Origin of the sequence: Moraxella haemolytica, from assembly GCF_030177935.1 — a bacterium.
Taxonomy (GTDB): domain Bacteria; phylum Pseudomonadota; class Gammaproteobacteria; order Pseudomonadales; family Moraxellaceae; genus Moraxella; species Moraxella haemolytica.
Window position 1 is genome coordinate 1,211,238 of record NZ_CP089974.1, and the last position, 18,242, is coordinate 1,229,479.

An 18,242-nucleotide genomic window follows, 5' to 3' on the forward strand; every position below is an offset into this window, starting at 1 on the left:
AAGTATAGACAAACTACTGTAAGATTGCAAATTGATTTTATGTTATTATAACTATTTAGTATCATCTTGAACAAACTGAGCATTAACAACCCATGCGATTAACCAGCCTTGCACTTACCATTTTTACAGCAATCCATGCAACACAATTCAATATCATCTGGGCACAGACTCCTGTTATCAAATCAGGCATCTTCACACTCACTGATGATCGGCGTCAGGCAGCATTAGCACATTTGGCACAACAGAACCTACAAATCCCCACCAGCATTAATGCAAATGACAGTCAGGATAAACAAACCGATATTACCCATCCAGATTGGCAAAACCCCAATGGTGATGATTCATGTTTTATGGTTGATGAGATTGATTTTGTAATTGATGGCTCTGGGTTGGCATACAATGATTTATCCACCCTATTATCACCCTTACTGGATTGGAAAAAACCAACCTACGCTATTGGTCGTTGCATCAACAATCACAACCTATCCATTATTGTTGACATTGCACATAACGAATTACTCAAGCGTGGTTATTTGACCAGTAATATTAGTGTTGGCGAGCAAGATTTGCTCACAAAGAAACTCATCCTAACAGTCAATCTGGGCAAAGTGCGAGATGTTGTGTTAACTCATTCAATAAAAACACCCTTTTATATTCACAGTGCTATTTCTACCAAACCCAACCAAGCTTTTCGTTTAGCAGATTTAGAACATGGGTTAGACACTCTAAAACGCATTGATCCGACCGCGACAGTGCAAATTATACCAAGCAGTTCGGGTTTAGGTAATAGCGACATTGACAACCCAAGCTTAGTTTCAAAGAATACTCTTGGGTTTAGTGATCTTGTCATTAATATGAATCGCAGTCAAAGTGCAGTGTTCGGCATTAATATTGATAATAGCTTATCCAAAGATTATGGCAAATATATGATTGCTGCCAATGTTCGTGCTAATAATTTATTCCACATGAACGATGAATGGAATTTTTCTGCCAATTATCCACTGATACGCCTTATAGACCTCACCCAAAATAATCTTGGTGTACAGGTCAACAAAGATAGGCAGATTAATTACCATGTATCGTCATCCACCACTTACGGTCCTTTCAAATTCTCCATCACACACAGTTATCATCAATATAAACAATTTATTGAAGGATTGAATGCACCCTTGACTTATCACGGTACCAGTCAAACCAACACTCTTGGATTGTTTCGTTTACTTTATCGTAGTGGCACTCAAAAAACCGAAGGCTATATTAAAGCCAATCATAAACAAAGCAATAATTATATTGATGATGTCAATATTGAAGTTCAGAATCGTCGCACCACAGGCTACAATCTCGGCATTACCCATCAGCATTATTTCCGTCACGGTGGGTATCTTTACGCAAATCTAGATTATCAGCAAGGCACTGGAGCACTAAAAGCAAAGCCTGCTCCCGAAGAGCGTATCTATAACGCTTTTGGTCAGCAGCTGCCCAGCGAAGGATATTCTAGAGCACCCATCTGGTCACTATACACCAGCTTTCACAAGCCGTTTACAATTAACTCAAATAGCAACAGACAACTCCTAAATACAAACCAAAACTCAGACCAACAAACTACTTACACACCCATCTCACTATCCTATATTACCAAAATACAAGCACAATATGCCAAGCAACCACCTACACCATCCAACTTGTTCTATTTAGGTGGTAGAAACAGCATTAAAGGCATTAAAGAGGGGAATTATTTATCAGGAGAACATGGTTTTAGCTTATCTCAAGAACTTACTTGGCAACTGCCATCACAAAAAACCACGCACCACTTGAGTAAGCAATTACACAGTGCAGAGCTATACGCAAGCATTGATCAAGGATATGTTTATGGACAAAATACCATCAAGAACCAACGCTATATTCTAGCCGGTGCTATCGGCATGAGATACCACTTTCAAAGCAAACCAACACAAGTCGATCAAGAAAAACAGGATACTCTAAGCAATCCCTTGTCAAACCTTAGCTTAAACAACCAGCCCCTCACAGCACATCTAGACATCTTTGTTGGCAAAGGCCTTAAAGTACCCACTTTTATGAAGAAAGAAACAATTATTGGAGTAAGTGCAGGTTTTGATTTTTAATCATTGCCAACAAAGATTATAACTTAAAATGCACCACCTTATCACAGACCTAAAGAATAAAAGACTAAATGCGGCACCATGAATAATGATACAAACGACAATCAAAGATTGAACAGCAATAATTGTAATAATACAACAAATCAACATTTAAGCAGTTGCCCGTATTGTTTTGTGGTTAGTTGTGGCTTCATGGCAAAAATCTCAAGTGTGGTAGATTAGTCAATACATTTAAAAACACCCATAGCTTAATAATTTTTATTAAAAGAATCAGTATCTTACAAAATATTTTAAATTTTTATAAAAAATCATTTGACACTTTCCAAAAAATCTATATAATACGCATCACAACGAACGACATACAAAATAAAAATTATTTGGTCAGTTCAGTTTGGGCGGTTAGCTCAGTTGGTAGAGCGTCTGCCTTACAAGCAGAGGGTCAGCGGTTCGAATCCGTTACCGCCCACCATTTAATCTTTTATGGTAAAAAAGATAATAGACCTTAGCAGCGGTAGTTCAGTTGGTTAGAATACCGGCCTGTCACGCCGGGGGTCGCGGGTTCGAGTCCCGTCCGCTGCGCCATTTTTAATAAAACTCCAAATCATTAGATTTGGAGTTTTTTATTGATGGTGTTTCATTAAAATTTGATGGATTTTTAGCTCATAAGACAAGATGACACCACCAATATTATGCTATAATGACGCCTTATAACGCATCAGATGCGTCCGCCATCTTTATAGACAGCCATTTTAGAGAACCTAAGACATACAATGACCGTTCAGACTTTTAATCCCAATCAGCCAAACCCTACCGAGACTGGCTACCACCATAAAGCCAATCATAATCAAAACCGCAACATTGCCGAAAGCCAACAATTTACTCATGGCGATATCAATACATCAGCCCCTAAGATTGGCTTTGTCTCATTGGGTTGCCCCAAAGCTTTGGTTGATAGCGAACGCATTATTACCGAGCTTAGTCGTGAAGGATATCAAGTTGCCAAAGATTATGATGGTGCTGATTTAGTGGTAGTGAATACCTGCGGATTCATTGAAAGTGCTGTTCAAGAAAGCCTTGATGCCATCGGTGAGGCAATCACCCAAAACGGCAAAGTTATTGTTACAGGCTGTCTAGGCAAAGACGCCGAAAAAATTCGCACCATGCACCCTGCCGTACTAGCAGTAACAGGTGCTCATGCCTATCAAGAGGTCGTTCAGGCTGTTACTCATCATGTGCCAAAACCCATTAAGAACAAATCCTACGACCCAAAAATTGACCTAATCAACGAAGCTGGCATCAAGTTGACACCCGCTCATTATGCCTATTTAAAAATCAGTGAAGGCTGTAATCATCGCTGTACCTTTTGTATCATTCCGTCATTGCGTGGAGATTTGGTATCTCGCACGATAGACGATGTTCTAAAGGAGGCACACGCCCTAAAAAAAGCAGGCGTAAAAGAGCTACTCATCATCAGCCAAGACACCTCTGCTTATGGCGTGGATTTAAAATACAAAATGAGCTTTTGGCAAGGCGAGCCCATTCGGAGTAAATTCTTTGATATGTGCCAAGCCTTAGCCAAACTCGGCATTTGGGTGCGGCTACATTATGTTTATCCTTATCCGCATGTTGATGATGTGGTACAAATTATGGCAGATAGCATGACAGCAAGTGATGACATGGGTGGACTACTCCCCTACCTAGATATTCCTTTCCAACACGCTTCACCATCTGTTCTAAAAGCAATGAAACGCCCTGCTCACAGTGAGAATGTACTAGAACGCATCGCTAAATGGCGAGAAATCTGCCCAGATATTACCATTCGTTCGAGTTTTGTGGTAGGCTTTCCTGGTGAGACCGAAGAAGATTTTGAATATCTACTAGATTGGCTCAAAAAAGCTCGCCTTGACCGAGTTGGTTGCTTTACTTACTCCGAGGTTGAAGGTGCTGTTGCCAACACTTTACCCAATCCCATACCAGAACACATAAAACAAGACCGCTACGAGCGATTGATGACAGTTGCTCAGACCATCAGTGCTGAAAAGCTACAAGAAAAGGTTGGTAAAAGCATGGTTGTACTGGTCGATGACATTGATATCAAAGAGAATATCGCCATTTGTCGTAGTCATGCTGACGCACCAGAGATTGATGGTCATGTCTATGTGGATAACATTGACCATAGCGTAAAAATCGGTCAATGGCTTCGTGTTGTCATTGATGAAGCCAGTGAGTACGATCTGTTTGCAAGTTATCACTAACTTATGAGACTGGCTTATTGTTAAAGTGTGCGGCGTATTGATATACCCAAATAAGCCCATAAGGGTTTAATCACAAAAATTCATCAAAAATCATGGCTTAAACACTACCTATAGATTGTTAAGGTTCTTTGATAGATACTTTACATCTGCTTTAAATAATAAAAAAAACACCCAAAATTTTTTGAGTGTTTTTTTATTGTCTTGGTTGGCAAGGTTAGCTGTTGTTTGCCATAACTTCTGCCACACGAATGACCTGAGTACTATAACCCATCTCATTATCATACCACACATAAAGGGTGGCACGGTTATCGGTGGCGATGGTTGCTTTAGCATCAAAGATTGCAACTTTTTTAGAACCAACAAAATCAGTAGAAACCGCTTCGCTACTGTCTGAATAATCAATTTGTTCTTGCCACTGTTGGCTTTGCGACTTGTCTTTGATGAAAGCATTAAGCTCATCAGCAGAACCTACCGCTTTTTCAAAGTTGAGATTTAAAATCGCCAAAGATACATTAGGCGTTGGTACACGAATGGCATTGCCAGTCAGTTTACCCTTAAGCTCTGGAATGGCTTTGGATACCGCAGAAGCCGCACCTGTTGAGGTCATCACCATATTAAGTGGTGCAGCACGACCACGGCGGTCAGCTTTATGATGGTTATCCACTAGATTTTGGTCGTTAGTAAACGCATGGACAGTTTCCATATGACCATTGACGATACCATAATGATCATGCAATACTTTTAAGGTTGGTGTGATGGCGTTGGTGGTGCAACTTGCTGCTGATACGATAGAATCAGAACCGATGGTATCGTGGTTTACACCATAGACCACATTCTTAATCTCGCCTTTAGCAGGAGCGGTTAATAGTACTTTTTTTACGCCCTTACTTGCTAGGTGTTTACCTAGACCTGCTTCATCTTTCCATTTGCCTGTGTTGTCAATAACGATGGCATTATTGATACCATGTGCAGTGTAATCCACTTCGCTTGGGTCAGATGCGTAGATAACTTTAATAAAGCGACCACCCACAATGATGCCGCCGTTAGCAGTATCAATCTCAACAGACCCATCAAACCAACCATGCACACTATCACGCTCAAGAAGCGAGCCACGCTTAGCAAGGTCGCCTTCGCCAGCAGGACGCACTACGATGGCTTTTAATTGCAATCCTTTATCAGAAGCAGGACGGCTCATTAACAAGCGGGCTAGAATGCGACCAATGCGACCAAAGCCATATAGCACCACATCTGTTGCTGGCACTTCTTGACCACTTGCAAAGTCGTCCGCTGTTTTATCTGCCTTGATGGCTTGTCCTAGATCAATAGTAGTATTTGAGACATCTAGGCTTTGAGCCAACGCCAAAGTGTCAGCCACCTTTAAACCTGCGTTAGTATGCTTGGTCAGAATATCTGCCACCGACAGCGACAGACACTCACCAAAAAACAATACGCTGACATTTTTATTGGTCAATTTAGCAAGTGCAACAATCAGCTCAACCGCTGATGATTCGTCCGCTTGACGCTTAGCAAGATGATCTTGATAGATGCTCATGATGGTTTCCTTTAATAAACGAATGGAATATAGACAATAACAAATAGATGAATTTTAAAATAAAACACCCTGATTGTCTAGAATTATTTATTGCAAACATAGGTGTATGTTTTAAATAAATCCACGAATGCCTGCCACTGCCACCGCACCACTGGCCCACGCATCACCCAAATCATCGGGTGATAACCCACCTAAGGCAATCACAGGCACATCAGATAACTCTGCCAATGCCCAAAAATCCCCCCACCCTAAGGCAGGCTCGTTTGGATGGCTTTGGGTTGGCTTAACAGGCGACAACAACACCGCTAGCACAGGATGAACTCGTGCCAATGCATTGGCTTTTTGCAGGCTTTGCTTGTCATGACAGCTTGCGATGATGGGAGCGTTGGGCAAATCTAATGTTGATGAGTAAAACAAATCAAGGTTCATCAACTGCTCTTGGGTCAATCTATGTGCCAAGACTGTAGTGCCACCCATACCATGTGATGTACCAAATGGCACAACAAAGCGTAAATCTTTCCGTACTGATTTTAAAACATCAATCAGCTCATCATCAATCTGTACACCAGCCTGACTACGCACAACCAGCGTGCTGTTTTTAGGCAAAGTTGTATAACAATCCAACCAGTCGGTCTTATTATTAGACTGCTTAAAATATGTCAAAGCATGACTAACGATAAGCACCTCCGGTAAGGTCAACCACATCAAAATCGCTCTATTAGCATCAGGAAATCTCTTTGACTGACTAAGAACAAAACCTTCATCATAAAAACCCAATTGTTGTCCATCCAAGCCCACTGATTGATGACGACATACATCGTATTGACTTTTGGTCATTTTTACCAAATATACATGCAGGCACACACTCCTGCTGGCATAATCATGATAAATCCTACCCATCTTAGTGATGAGATTATCTGTGATGTCAAGCCCTATCTCCTCTTGAACCTCACGAACCAATGCCGTCATTGCCGTCTCGCCAATCTCAATCTTACCCCCAACAAATTCCAGTTTTCCACCTTGATGCTGATGGGCATGGCGAGTAGCAAGTAAATACTTTTTACCCTCACCTGCGTTGTATTGTAAAACCGCTATCGCCACTTCAATGGTTGGTTTGTTGGCATTTTCTACTAAAGCTGGTTGAATGCTACCGTTTGTCATTTTTTATATACCGTTTATCTGAAATTTGATAAAAATTCTTAATATTTGCAATTAATATTTGCAATCTTAGAAATTTTTGCTATGATAACAACAAATGATAATTATTGCTATTTAAAAATATTTAGCAGGTGTAAGTTAAAATCAACTTATAAAAATTATCATTTTAATTAGCACAGTTAATACATTTAATCTTTAGTAAATTTGTGCTTTTTTTGTTCAAAGTTTAAGCCAAAAGTGGCTCGGGAAAAAACCCGCAACCCACCAACAAAAGGAATATCGCCATGACTATGACAATCGCTCGCTATTTTAGCAATCGTGAAACCACTCGCCTACCAACCCTGCACTCACAAAATTTATTTGCAATGACCAAAGAAGTGCGTATTGAACATCAAGGCGAAGAATACCGCTTACGCTTAACTCGCAACAATCGCCTGATTTTAACCAAATAAGCAATAAAAGACACCATAAGTTTTTGGGTGGCAAAACACATATAAGACACATATTATTCAGCCACTCAAGCAAAATTTAATTTATGGTTATTGTCAGTTTTCTCCAAATCAATAACACCGCTTCATATGGCGGTGTTATTGATTTTTTATTTATGTTTAAGGCATGTCAATCATTCTTAAGACCCATTTTAGCCATGCTTAAAACTTCCATCGATAAATCACATCAACCGTGTTTTGTGCAGCACTGACCGCCTCAATATAAATACGACGGGTCAGCTGATATCGCATGGACAACTCAGACTCGGCATTAAACAGACCCACGCCATAGCGAATATACAAATCAGGGCTAAGATGACCGGTTACACTCACGATGGTGTCATTTGAGCTACCTGACGCATCAATGGTTAAGCTCTCAAGTCCAAATGCTTGACCGATTTGATTGGTGATATTTCTTGTGCCAGTCAGCCCTAAGCTTAAACCGGCTGCCGCTAGACTGTTGGTTACTTTTGAGCGAAAACCTTGTTCGGAGATTTGGCTGTCTGCCGATTCTGTGATACGCCCTGTTACCAAAGCATTCATTGCCTGCTGTTCAGTCAGACCTGCGTCATTAAATACCGTGATTTCAGGACTGCTGATTGTGCCTTTAACACGCACACCCACCGTCTGACCTTCAATTTGTTTTTCACCTTCAATAGATAGGCGTGGGTTTAACACATCTCCGTTAAAGCGAACCTGAGCATAGTTAAGTTCAAGATTTTGCCCAATGCCATCAATCTTTGTACGCTCAGATACCTGAATAACACCTTTGGCACGCATTCGCCCCTGTCCTGACTGAGTAAGATGCAACGCCCCCGCTAAAGGAAGTTTTGCTCCCAAGCCACGAAATACCACATCATCTCCCAAATCCAAGCCGATGTCAGCATTGATATCCCAAGGCTCAACAACGGCTAATACCTGCTCAATATCACCTGTCGCACGGCGGTCAAGCACAGTAACATCACTCGATTCACTCACGATACTGGCGGTTGACTCTGGCGGTCTGATGATGGCAGATGGTACAGATACCACACCTTGAATCTGGACATATCTTTCAGAAGGTCGAGCGATGATTTCAATATCTGGTGTCGCTTTGGCGGTCAAAAGGGGTGGTTGATTGAGTTCAAGATTCTCGCCTCGTACTCTCATATGAGCTTGCAAGGTCTTTGACCAGTCCAACTCACCCTTTAGTTCGCCTTTGCCTGAGCCTGCCATAAACTCACCCAACAGCTGTGCATTCGTGCCACGCACCTGCATATTGGCATTTATGCTAGATAGGCTAAGCGGTACACCGACCAACGCCAAATTCGCATCAGACAGATGAGCATTACCATAAAACAGTGGTTGTGTAAGCGTACCACCCAGACCACCACCAATGTTGGCAATGCCAGACAGACGCTGAATATTCGGAAAGAATGGACGCAACACCGCAAGATTGATGTCATTAATAAGCAATGCTCCAGAGATGGGTTTATTCTCACCATAAGGATCAACAATCACATCAGCATAACCACGAGCTGCCACCCCTGCCACATCAGCACGCAGCTTTAACCCATCAGCAACACTTTGGGCGATGACAGATACTCGCTCATAAGGCATCTCAATATAAGCACCATCTTGGTCAAGTCCCACACGCCCATTGTCTGAATACAAAACAGCATTAACGCTTGGCTTATCGCCCTGCTGCCAGTCTGCTTGTATTTTACCGCTTAATACCGATTGCCAATGAATATCACTAGGTAGCACCGCTGAAAATACCGAAGTATTGAGATTTTGCACCACCAAATTAACACTGCCTGCCGTCTGAGTATAGTGAAGCGTATCTTGCAAGCACAGCGAACCTTGTTGTTCGTGGTTATGCCCCATTGACTGCCAACAATGAGCCGCCACCGAGATACTCTTATCATTAATGCCGTAGCTAAATTCGGTTGGCTGTTTTTGAGTCAGTATGCCAAACTTACTATGCAATGCCCCATTACTTAGCACACCACGATAGCGACCACTCGCTCTATCAAGACTGCCTTCAATTTTAGCATTCACTTGGTTTTGGGCAGATTGCGTACTAATAGCAAGCGTATGATTCTGTTCTTGTCCATAAAAATCAAGACGAGCAGACTTCACCACACGACCCATTGCAATGATATCTTTAACATCAATAAGTAGCTGACTGTCGGCACTGCCTAGATTGATAATCCTGCCCAATGCCCTTGCCTCTTGAATAACCACATTGGCTGTACGCACACCACCTGCCGACACATCAATGTACAAAGTTGGCAAAGAGTTGCCATCATCCATCAAGATGATACCGCCTTTAATCGCTCCTTGAGCATCTGGTAAAATCTGGCTTAAATCCGTGATAGAAATAGTAGTGGTCAGGTTGGATTTGTCGCCATCTAGACGAATACCATTCTCACCCCAGCGTACATCAAGCTGATTGGCATCTAAGCGTTTGATGATATTTTGTGCCATCTTAGCACGACTATCAATTTGCCCTCTTAGAGCTAGGATTTCATCAATATTTTTAGGGGTTTGGGTTTTTAGTTGTCCAAAATACGCCTTTAAATCCTTAGGCAAAGACAGTTCAGCCGATAAAGATCCTTTGGCATCAAAAGGCTGATTTCGTACCATGCCCACAAGGTCTAGCTTATCAACATAGATGGTCTGCTGATGCTCCTGCCAATCACCACGCACCGCCACACTTCCTGTCAAATCACTTGGCACTTCTTTAAAGAATGCCCCAAGATCAAAGTGGTTCATATTCGCCATCATATCCCAAGAATAGCCATGCGTGATATCCAAATATCCTTTGGCATCAAACTCGCCTGCCACCCCATGATAAGCAAGCCTATTGATATGATATTTTTGCCCCTCGCCAGCAACATCTATATTAAAGCGACCCTTAGGCAACTTGTCATGACCTACCTCACCATCAAATCGCACCGCCACATTAGACAGCTGCTCATCATTGTAGTGTCCTGTGCTATTTAACCTACCTGTTATCACAGCATTCAGATTTTCTTGGTTGAAATGATGTGTATCAAGCTCATCTAAATCCGCCAAGACATCCCAACTGACGCCATCATCAAGACCGACCTTGCCTGATAACTTGACCTGACCTGCATTTGAACTGGCGTGAAGTTTATGAATATCAATGGCTTTAAGGTTGCCAGAGATATGCGTGTTAAGCGTCGTCTGTGTCATACTCGGCACAAAAGACTGATTTACTTTGCCATCAAACAACGCATCAAAATGACTCAGCTCGCCATCAGACACACGCACACTGGCACGACCCAAGCCTGCAATAGCAACCATCTGCCCATCATTAAGTTTGGCGGTCAAATCCGACTGCTCAATATTGACATCATGAGTGCTTAGTCCTTTACGCTTAGAATCTTGACGCATTCTGCCTGATGCTTTTAGTGTACCTACGATGCTTTGAAGTGGTGTTTTATTTGGCTCATCAAAATAAGCATTGGGTAACAGTCCAGTGGTCTTGGCATCTATCTGCCATGATAGTGGTTTTTGGGTGCTAGCAAGCTCAACATAGCCAGCCCCTGACAAATTGCCCATTGCTCCATCATAGACAAAATTACTTAAATGGATGCGTTCACCCCCATCAATCCTTGCTTTGACCGTATAATCCCCCATAGGGGCGACAGACAGCTCATTGATGCGTCCTTGTACATCAATGAAAACCCGCCCTTTTTCTAAACGGATATCTGCCATGCCTTGTGGTGAGCGAATATTGCCTAAATTTGGCACATCTTGGCGAATCAGGTTTTGCCAGTCGGCATGAATTCGCCAAGAGGCATTAGGTATATCTTGAGATTGACTTAATGAAACTTGTATCTGCTCGCCATCTTTTTGATTTAAATCAAAGTCAAAACGAGTCTTGCCATCTTCATCTAAATAAAAATAATCAAGGCTCAAATCACCCGTCAAGGTCTTTGGCAGATACGCTTGATAGTCTTGGTATTCACTGGGTATAATTTCACGAATCTTGTAGTTATTACCCGTTAAAGTAGCGTGCAACTCAAACTCATCTTTCCATGACATATCAGCTTTGGCGGTCAATGCACCACTTGGTGTGTCAGCACGCAAAAACGGAATCGCCATGCCACCATCACGCACCACACCACGACCACGATAACGACCAGACGGTATGTCTTTAGCCGATAAGTCTGTATTGATTCTAAGTTCAATATCGCTGATGACCCCATCGGCGGTGATGACACCATCTGTTAAAGTAATGCTTTGTTCGGTCGCATAAGGCAAGACCACTTTATCAAAGCCAATCTTAGCACTAAATGGCGAATTCTCATCTAGACCTTGTGCAATAAACTCCCCTTGAATGTCATAACCATGATATTTGGAGGTCAAAGTTCCAACCGTTCGTTTTAGCGTACCTGTAGCATGGGTGTTCAACACACCAAAATAAGCGTTTTTAATCGCCTGCACTTCCACATCTGCTGATACATTCAGTGGATAATCACCAGTCAGCTCAATTTGACCATCAATATTACTGACCGTTACGCTGTCATCGTAGCGGATTGTCGCTCCATTAAGCTTAATTTTGGTGCCTGTCCACAGACCATCATTGATGCGAATGTCATGTAAATAAATAGACTCTTTGGTAGCTTGATGATAAACAATGTGCTTAACTTGAGTATTTTCAAGTTTTAACGCAACAGGCAAATCAATGGTAGCATAATCAAAAGGCTCGTCTGTTGGTGGCTGTTTATTGACAACCTGCAAAGTGTCAATCTGGCTGTTCACCAAATGCACTTGGCGTGCCAACACCGCACGAAAGCCTAACTGAACATAGGCACGATCAATCTGAATCTGCATATCTTCGCCATGAGCAATGACAATATCAGACACCCACACACCCTGCCTTAGATTACCTTCAGAATACTTTAGGCTAGTGCCAGTTTCTAGGGCAATTTTTTCTAATAAAAACTTGGTGCCTGATTGTGTTCCCATCGCATAAAATAAGATGACAAACATCAATACCATTGCAACAAGTAATGTAACAATGGCACGAATCAGATAAATGAGCCATTTTGGCTTGTTATTTGGTTGATGGTTTGAGCCATTATTAGGCTGATTTGGGTGACTGCCTAATTGCTCGGTTGGATTTTGACCATGAGAATTTTGCACAGACGATTTTAAAGCGTCGGCATGATTTGTTGTTGTATCACTATTGGATTGATGAGAAAAATTATCAGTCATGGCAAAATTATCAAAAATTTATCAAATATTATATTACTATCACAAAAGTTAAAACATACAGCTCAATTAAAACGGCGTACCAATAAAGAAGTGTAGCTTAATTGGATTGCCTTTTTCACCCACCCCTGTCGCTACATCAACACGCACCTGACCCACAGGAGACGCCCAACGCACACCTACCCCAGCACCAATCTTGGTTGCATTGCTAAAATTCTTATCATAAGCATTACCAACATCGGCAAATGCAGCCAACCTAAGGCCATTCATTACTTCATAGTTGTACTCACCACTTGCCACTGCCAACGCCTGACCACCTGTCAAATAACCCTTATCCGAGATGGGAGATAAACTTTCATAGCTATAGCCACGAATGCTGTGATCACCCCCCGCAAAAAACCTAAGTTTATAAGGTACAGACTCAAAGTCATTTGCCCATAGATAGCCTGCATTGAGACTACCAATCAGCTGATGGGCACGGTCTTTGCCATAAGCATTATCCCCAAAGCTATAAATACCGCCCACACCTGCTCGCACAATCGCCATGTTTGTATCTGTAACCAGTCCTTTTGCACCCACTTCAACCGAATAGTTTTGACTGTAACCACGCATTGGATTGACAGGATTGTCAAAGGTGTTTTTATTGATGGCATAACCTGCCAACAATGCCTCCTGTCTTGGCTTGCCATCAATAAATCTCACCGGTAAATCCGACCACAGACCAATCGGCACGCCCGTCTCAAGCCCATCTAAACGATAACGAAGAGAGTAGCTCCTATTCCAACCTGATTCATTAATGATATTGCGACTGATACTCTGTTGCAATGTCTTAGCACGCAAATCAAAAGTCCCTACACTGCCACCAACCACTTCTTCATTATAGCTTAGTGACGCACGCAGTTTGTCGTTTAATGGGTGGGTCAAAGGTCTGGTAACATACAGCCCAACCCCTTTTTTCTCTTGGGATAAACGCACATCCGCCCCTGCTTGATACCCATCTTTATTGATGAGATTATGCTCAAACTTGGCAATCAAGCTAGCACCACCATCTGAACCCCAACCTAAACCGATTTGGGCATCACGAGGCTTATCACTACCCACAAAGATATAAAGTGGTACTTTTTTATCAGCGTGTACTTGCTGTGGGGTTTTTCGATGAGCAAGCGTTGGTATGCCTGCTCCTTGAAAAGAATCTGCCACATCACGACTCTCATCAGGCAAAATCATCTTTGCCACACTACTCACCGCATCACTAATCCGCCCCAAGATACTTTTTGATTGCCTATGCGTGTCTGTAACCAATAACCTATCCTCAGGCATACTATATAGCCTTTCTGCCTTTTGAGTAACTAACGCCAGCTTATCTTGGACTACCTGTGAAGCGGTAAACTCAATTGGAGAAACCTCTAATACAACGCCATCTCCCATATCCACAAGCTCGCTTTGTCCCACTTCGCCACTTTCAGCCTCAAGGGAGATATTTTGGTCGTCATCCGTACTAGCAGAATTGGCGGTAGGTAGTACAAGCTCAGTATTCACTGCATTAAAATAACCAGTTGCCAACAGATTGTTGCTTAAGTTACGCACAGCTGTACGATTATAGGCATCACCCATCTTAAAAGTTACCAGCTTTTTTAGTAGTTCAGCTTTGACAGGCAGTTTGCTAGGGTCGGTGGTTAATTGCTTGGTTTCTTCATCAAAAGTGAAAAACACCACCTCATCAAACTCATACTGCTCACCACTATCATAGATTAAGTTCACATCAGCCAGATTATCTGGCAAGATGACATCTGCTGAGTTACTCAGCCACCTACCATCAAAATAACCCTGTTCAGCACTCACTTCGGTAATAGCACCTTTTGCCGCTTCGTAATGACCATGATGAAAGGTGTCATCAAAGGATAGATTGGCTTTTTCGGTCGCTTTTTGATAGGCAGGGTTTTTTACTCCTTCACCACGCACTTCTAATACTTGAGATGCAATGCGTACTGGCTCACCAAGCTCGTGGATAATCACAGCAACCTTGCCAACTTCTCTCTTGGTGATGCCAAAATCCACTTCATAGTAGCCCACCGCTCTTGCTGCTGACTGTACTGTCTGCCTTAGGCGTGGCAAGGCACTATTAAAATCTCTGACGCTCTCGGCGGTTATGTCTTCAAGGGCGGCCTTAATGTTAGCAAACGGCTCTTGTTTTAGTTCGCCTTTTTTTAGCTTGATGGGTGTTTGCAGACTGTGATTTTGGCTATGATAAAACTCAGTATCAAGGCGTACTACCGTCTCTACACCATCATTGAACAGCCTGCTATATAGTCGTTTTACAATATTAGGTTGTTTAATCTCATCTTCTTCTATCACCACTTGCATGGCGTCATCAAGCTGAGGCTGTCTTTGTGGGATATAGGCTTTTGGGTCAATGCCAACACTTTGTCCATCTTCTGTTGTCAATCCAAGAGTTTGTAAGGTATCTGGAGTGGGAATCTTAGTAATACTATCCACATCAAGACCGACAGGTGTTTTATCATCATCAAGGCGTGAGATGAAATCGGCTTCTGCTTGTGCCACCAATAGTGGGTTTTCTTGGGCGGCATTTTCTAATCGTGCTTGGATTTGGGCTGGGGTATACAACGATATATCAGCGATGCTTTGGGCGGACTGCTCGATTTGCTCATTCAGTAAAGATTTACCATCTTTTAAGGTTTTAGATATGCTATCATCATAAATATCAGCAATGGGCGTGGAGTTTGGCAGCACATCTTGGGTGTCCTTGCTTGCCCACGCTTCGTACGACAGACCAAGCATCGCTAAAGATAGAGTGGTGCGTAACAATCTACCCTGACCGCCTTGAGTTATCTTATCATCTGCCTGCAACCGCTTTTTCATGCCACCGCCCACCAAAAACACCAATTCTTTTAAAAAGATAATACAATAAATATATAATATAAAATAAACACTAAAATAAAAATACCTGCTATTATAACAAACTAATTCATATTAACAATCCTTTATTTATGGCATCACAATTCTCCCTTTTTAAGCGTCGTCATTTTAGTGCAATGTTTTTTACCCAATTTTTAGGGGCATTTAATGACAATATCTTTAAACAGGCTCTTATTTTAATATTAACCTATACCGCTGCGACCAAAATGGGCATGAAAATCAGCCAACTGAATAATTTGGCGGCACTGCTTTTTATTCTACCTTATTTTTTATTCTCGGCATTAGCAGGACAAATCGCTGACAAATACGAAAAATCCATGCTAACACAAAGCATCAAGCTACTAGAAATCATCATCATGGCGATTGCAGCGATTGGTTTTTGGTTTGAGCTGTATTGGTTGCTATTTTTGGCGTTATTTTTAATGGGTGCACAATCCACTTTTTTTGGTCCAGTTAAATACGCCTACCTACCAGAAGTCATGCACAAAAACGAATTGGTCGGAGCCAATGGATTGTTCCAAACAGGTACTAGCCTTGCCATCTTAATAGGCATGATAGTAGCAGGTCTACTCACACAGCTAAATCACGCCAATATATGGCTGATTGGTGTTACTCTCATTGTTGCTATTTTAGGATATATCTCTGCTAAATTTTTACCTTATACGCCTGCTCGTACCACAGATTTAGCAATCAATTGGAATATCTTTAGCACCAGTTTTTCACTCATCAAGTACTTATATTCACTGCCTTTATTGTTTTTTGTCATTATTGGCAATAGTTGGTTTTGGTTCTATGGAGCGACTTTTTTAACCCAGATGCCTGAACTTAGCAAGATGATTTTACATAGTGATGAATCAGTGGTGATTTTGCTGTTAATACTGTTTTCTGTTGGGGTTTCTTTAGGCTCTTTGCTATGCAAAACCTTTACCAAAAATCAAGTCAGTCTAAAGCTACTACCCTTTGGTATGATTGGACTTAGTCTATTTGCCATTGATTTGTATTTTTCATTATCAGCCATCAATATATCCAGTGGTAGCATACATGACATCAGCTCAATATTTGGCGTACAAGGGGCATGGCGAGTATTTGCCGATTTGTTTTGTTTGGGGTTTTTTGGTGGCGTGTATATCGTGCCGATGTACGCATTCATGCAGGCTTACGCCCCCATCAGCCATCGCTCAAGAATCGTAGGGACAAATAATATTTTTAATGCCATCTTTATGGTTGGCTCGGCAATTTTTTCCATCATCATGTTATCTCAACTAGGGTTAAGTTTACCCATGCTGTTTTTTGTCTCAGGGATACTAAACGCCTTGTTTGGCATATTCTTATATCGCAAACTCATGAAGTATCGCCACACCATGGTCATGAATGATGATAACACAAGTACATTGTGATATTTGTGATTGTTAGTACTAATGTTACAACAACGCAACATTTTGCGACCAAATACTTGAAAAAATCTATCAACCCATTAAGATAAATCTGTTATCATTAAAAAAATATTCCACTTGATATCAAAGTTGTATTTAAGGAACTTATCATGAAAAAACTTACCGTATTAGCACTTAGCCTAAGCATACTGGGTCTAAGCAGCGCAACTGTTCACGCAGCCCCAAAAAACACCAAAACAACCACCACCAAAACATCTGCAAAAGCAAAACCTTCAGCCAAATCCAAAACCAATAAAAAAACCTCAAAAACCACCTCAGCACCAACCATTCAAGAGCTAACCGCAGGCACAATCTCTCCGCTAGCCCCACAAATGCGTAGTGAGATTACCACCACCATCATCAATAACAACGCCGCTAATCTTCTAGCCACCCCCATTGCAGGTCTGCCCACACCGGCAGTAACCATATCCGACATTCAAAATGTCCCAACGGTACTAACCCCTGCCAATCAATCAGGTAATATCCTAATGGATACCACCTTGATGGATGAGTTTATTGCAACAGTCTCACCAAATGCACGCCACTATCCGCCAAGTTTCCCAACGGTAACCGCCGAATATCTAACCACTCAAAATGTCAAACACTTGTCAGACTGGATTGAACCTTTTGCCAATGCTTCAGACGCATCTTTTGATATTGTCTTGCGTGCCGCCAAACTAAACGGCATCGCTCGCAACCTAAATGTCGGCACCGACTATTCTGTGCGCGCATCAAATCATATGCAAAAGGCCTTGCGTCTAAAACCAAACCACCCTGAAGCCAATTTTCTGTTGGGCATGATGATTAGTGAAGCAGGTGGTTTTAATGAAGGTAAAAAATATCTAGACAAATCAGTCTCGCTAGGCTACATTGAAGCAGAGCAAAGCCTTGCTCAAGCAGACCTATTAAATGACAAAAAAGATGCTGCCTTGTCACGACTAAAGGCATTGCAAGCCAAGCATCCTGACAACGCTCAAATCGCCAATCAAATCAAAATCATCAATGAAGGTGGTTACTATATTTGGCGTTCTGATGACAAGCCACTTAATATCAAACCTGTTAAGTAGTAA

9 protein-coding genes and 2 tRNA genes are annotated in these 18,242 nt (G+C 41.9%); 7 read left to right on the forward strand and 4 right to left on the reverse strand.

Annotated elements, in window-relative coordinates; genetic code table 11:
• The first annotated feature begins 92 nt into the window (after positions 1 to 92).
• The 4 genes from LU276_RS05720 to rimO all read left to right on the forward strand — a co-directional run bounded on the left by LU276_RS05720 (position 93) and on the right by rimO (position 4,375).
• Positions 93 to 2,123: a ShlB/FhaC/HecB family hemolysin secretion/activation protein gene (locus LU276_RS05720; RefSeq protein WP_284672919.1), complete on the forward strand. Its 2,031-nt coding sequence runs from the start codon at positions 93 to 95 to the stop codon at positions 2,121 to 2,123.
• Positions 2,124 to 2,513: 390 nt separating this feature from the next.
• Positions 2,514 to 2,589 (forward strand) — tRNA-Val (locus tag LU276_RS05725).
• 36 nt (positions 2,590 to 2,625) lie between these two features.
• A tRNA-Asp gene (locus LU276_RS05730) sits at positions 2,626 to 2,702 on the forward strand.
• 188 nt (positions 2,703 to 2,890) lie between these two features.
• A complete protein-coding gene (rimO, locus tag LU276_RS05735; RefSeq protein ID WP_284672920.1) occupies positions 2,891 to 4,375 on the forward strand; it encodes a 30S ribosomal protein S12 methylthiotransferase RimO in 1,485 nt (494 codons plus the stop codon).
• A gap of 214 nt (positions 4,376 to 4,589) precedes the next feature.
• On the opposite strand, the gene LU276_RS05740 is transcribed toward rimO, so the two are convergent.
• Both LU276_RS05740 and LU276_RS05745 read right to left on the reverse strand, forming a co-directional pair.
• Positions 4,590 to 5,927, reverse strand: a complete 1,338-nt coding sequence (locus LU276_RS05740; RefSeq protein WP_418001260.1) for a glyceraldehyde-3-phosphate dehydrogenase — start codon at positions 5,925 to 5,927, stop codon at positions 4,590 to 4,592.
• A gap of 111 nt (positions 5,928 to 6,038) precedes the next feature.
• Positions 6,039 to 7,088, reverse strand: a complete 1,050-nt coding sequence (locus LU276_RS05745) for an NUDIX domain-containing protein (protein WP_284672921.1) — start codon at positions 7,086 to 7,088, stop codon at positions 6,039 to 6,041.
• A 287-nt stretch (positions 7,089 to 7,375) separates the two neighbouring features.
• Here LU276_RS05745 and hemP point away from each other — a divergent pair, with 287 nt between their 5' ends.
• A complete protein-coding gene (gene hemP / locus LU276_RS05750) occupies positions 7,376 to 7,537 on the forward strand; it encodes a hemin uptake protein HemP (RefSeq protein WP_284674596.1) in 162 nt (53 codons plus the stop codon).
• A 198-nt stretch (positions 7,538 to 7,735) separates the two neighbouring features.
• Here the strand turns inward: hemP and LU276_RS05755 are convergent, their stop codons facing one another.
• Together LU276_RS05755 and LU276_RS05760 are read right to left on the reverse strand one after the other, a co-directional pair.
• Positions 7,736 to 12,805, reverse strand: a complete 5,070-nt coding sequence (locus LU276_RS05755) for a translocation/assembly module TamB domain-containing protein (RefSeq protein ID WP_284672922.1) — start codon at positions 12,803 to 12,805, stop codon at positions 7,736 to 7,738.
• Between the two features lie 66 nt (positions 12,806 to 12,871).
• Positions 12,872 to 15,682, reverse strand: coding sequence for an autotransporter assembly complex protein TamA (locus LU276_RS05760; RefSeq protein WP_284672923.1), 2,811 nt, complete (start codon positions 15,680 to 15,682; stop codon positions 12,872 to 12,874).
• Positions 15,683 to 15,810: 128 nt separating this feature from the next.
• Between LU276_RS05760 and LU276_RS05765 the strand changes: the two genes are divergently transcribed.
• Together LU276_RS05765 and LU276_RS05770 are read left to right on the forward strand one after the other, a co-directional pair.
• A complete protein-coding gene (locus tag LU276_RS05765; RefSeq protein WP_284672924.1) occupies positions 15,811 to 17,136 on the forward strand; it encodes an MFS transporter in 1,326 nt (441 codons plus the stop codon).
• Positions 17,137 to 17,282: 146 nt separating this feature from the next.
• Positions 17,283 to 18,239: a tetratricopeptide repeat protein gene (locus LU276_RS05770; RefSeq protein ID WP_284672925.1), complete on the forward strand. Its 957-nt coding sequence runs from the start codon at positions 17,283 to 17,285 to the stop codon at positions 18,237 to 18,239.
• The last annotated feature ends 3 nt before the right edge of the window (positions 18,240 to 18,242 follow it).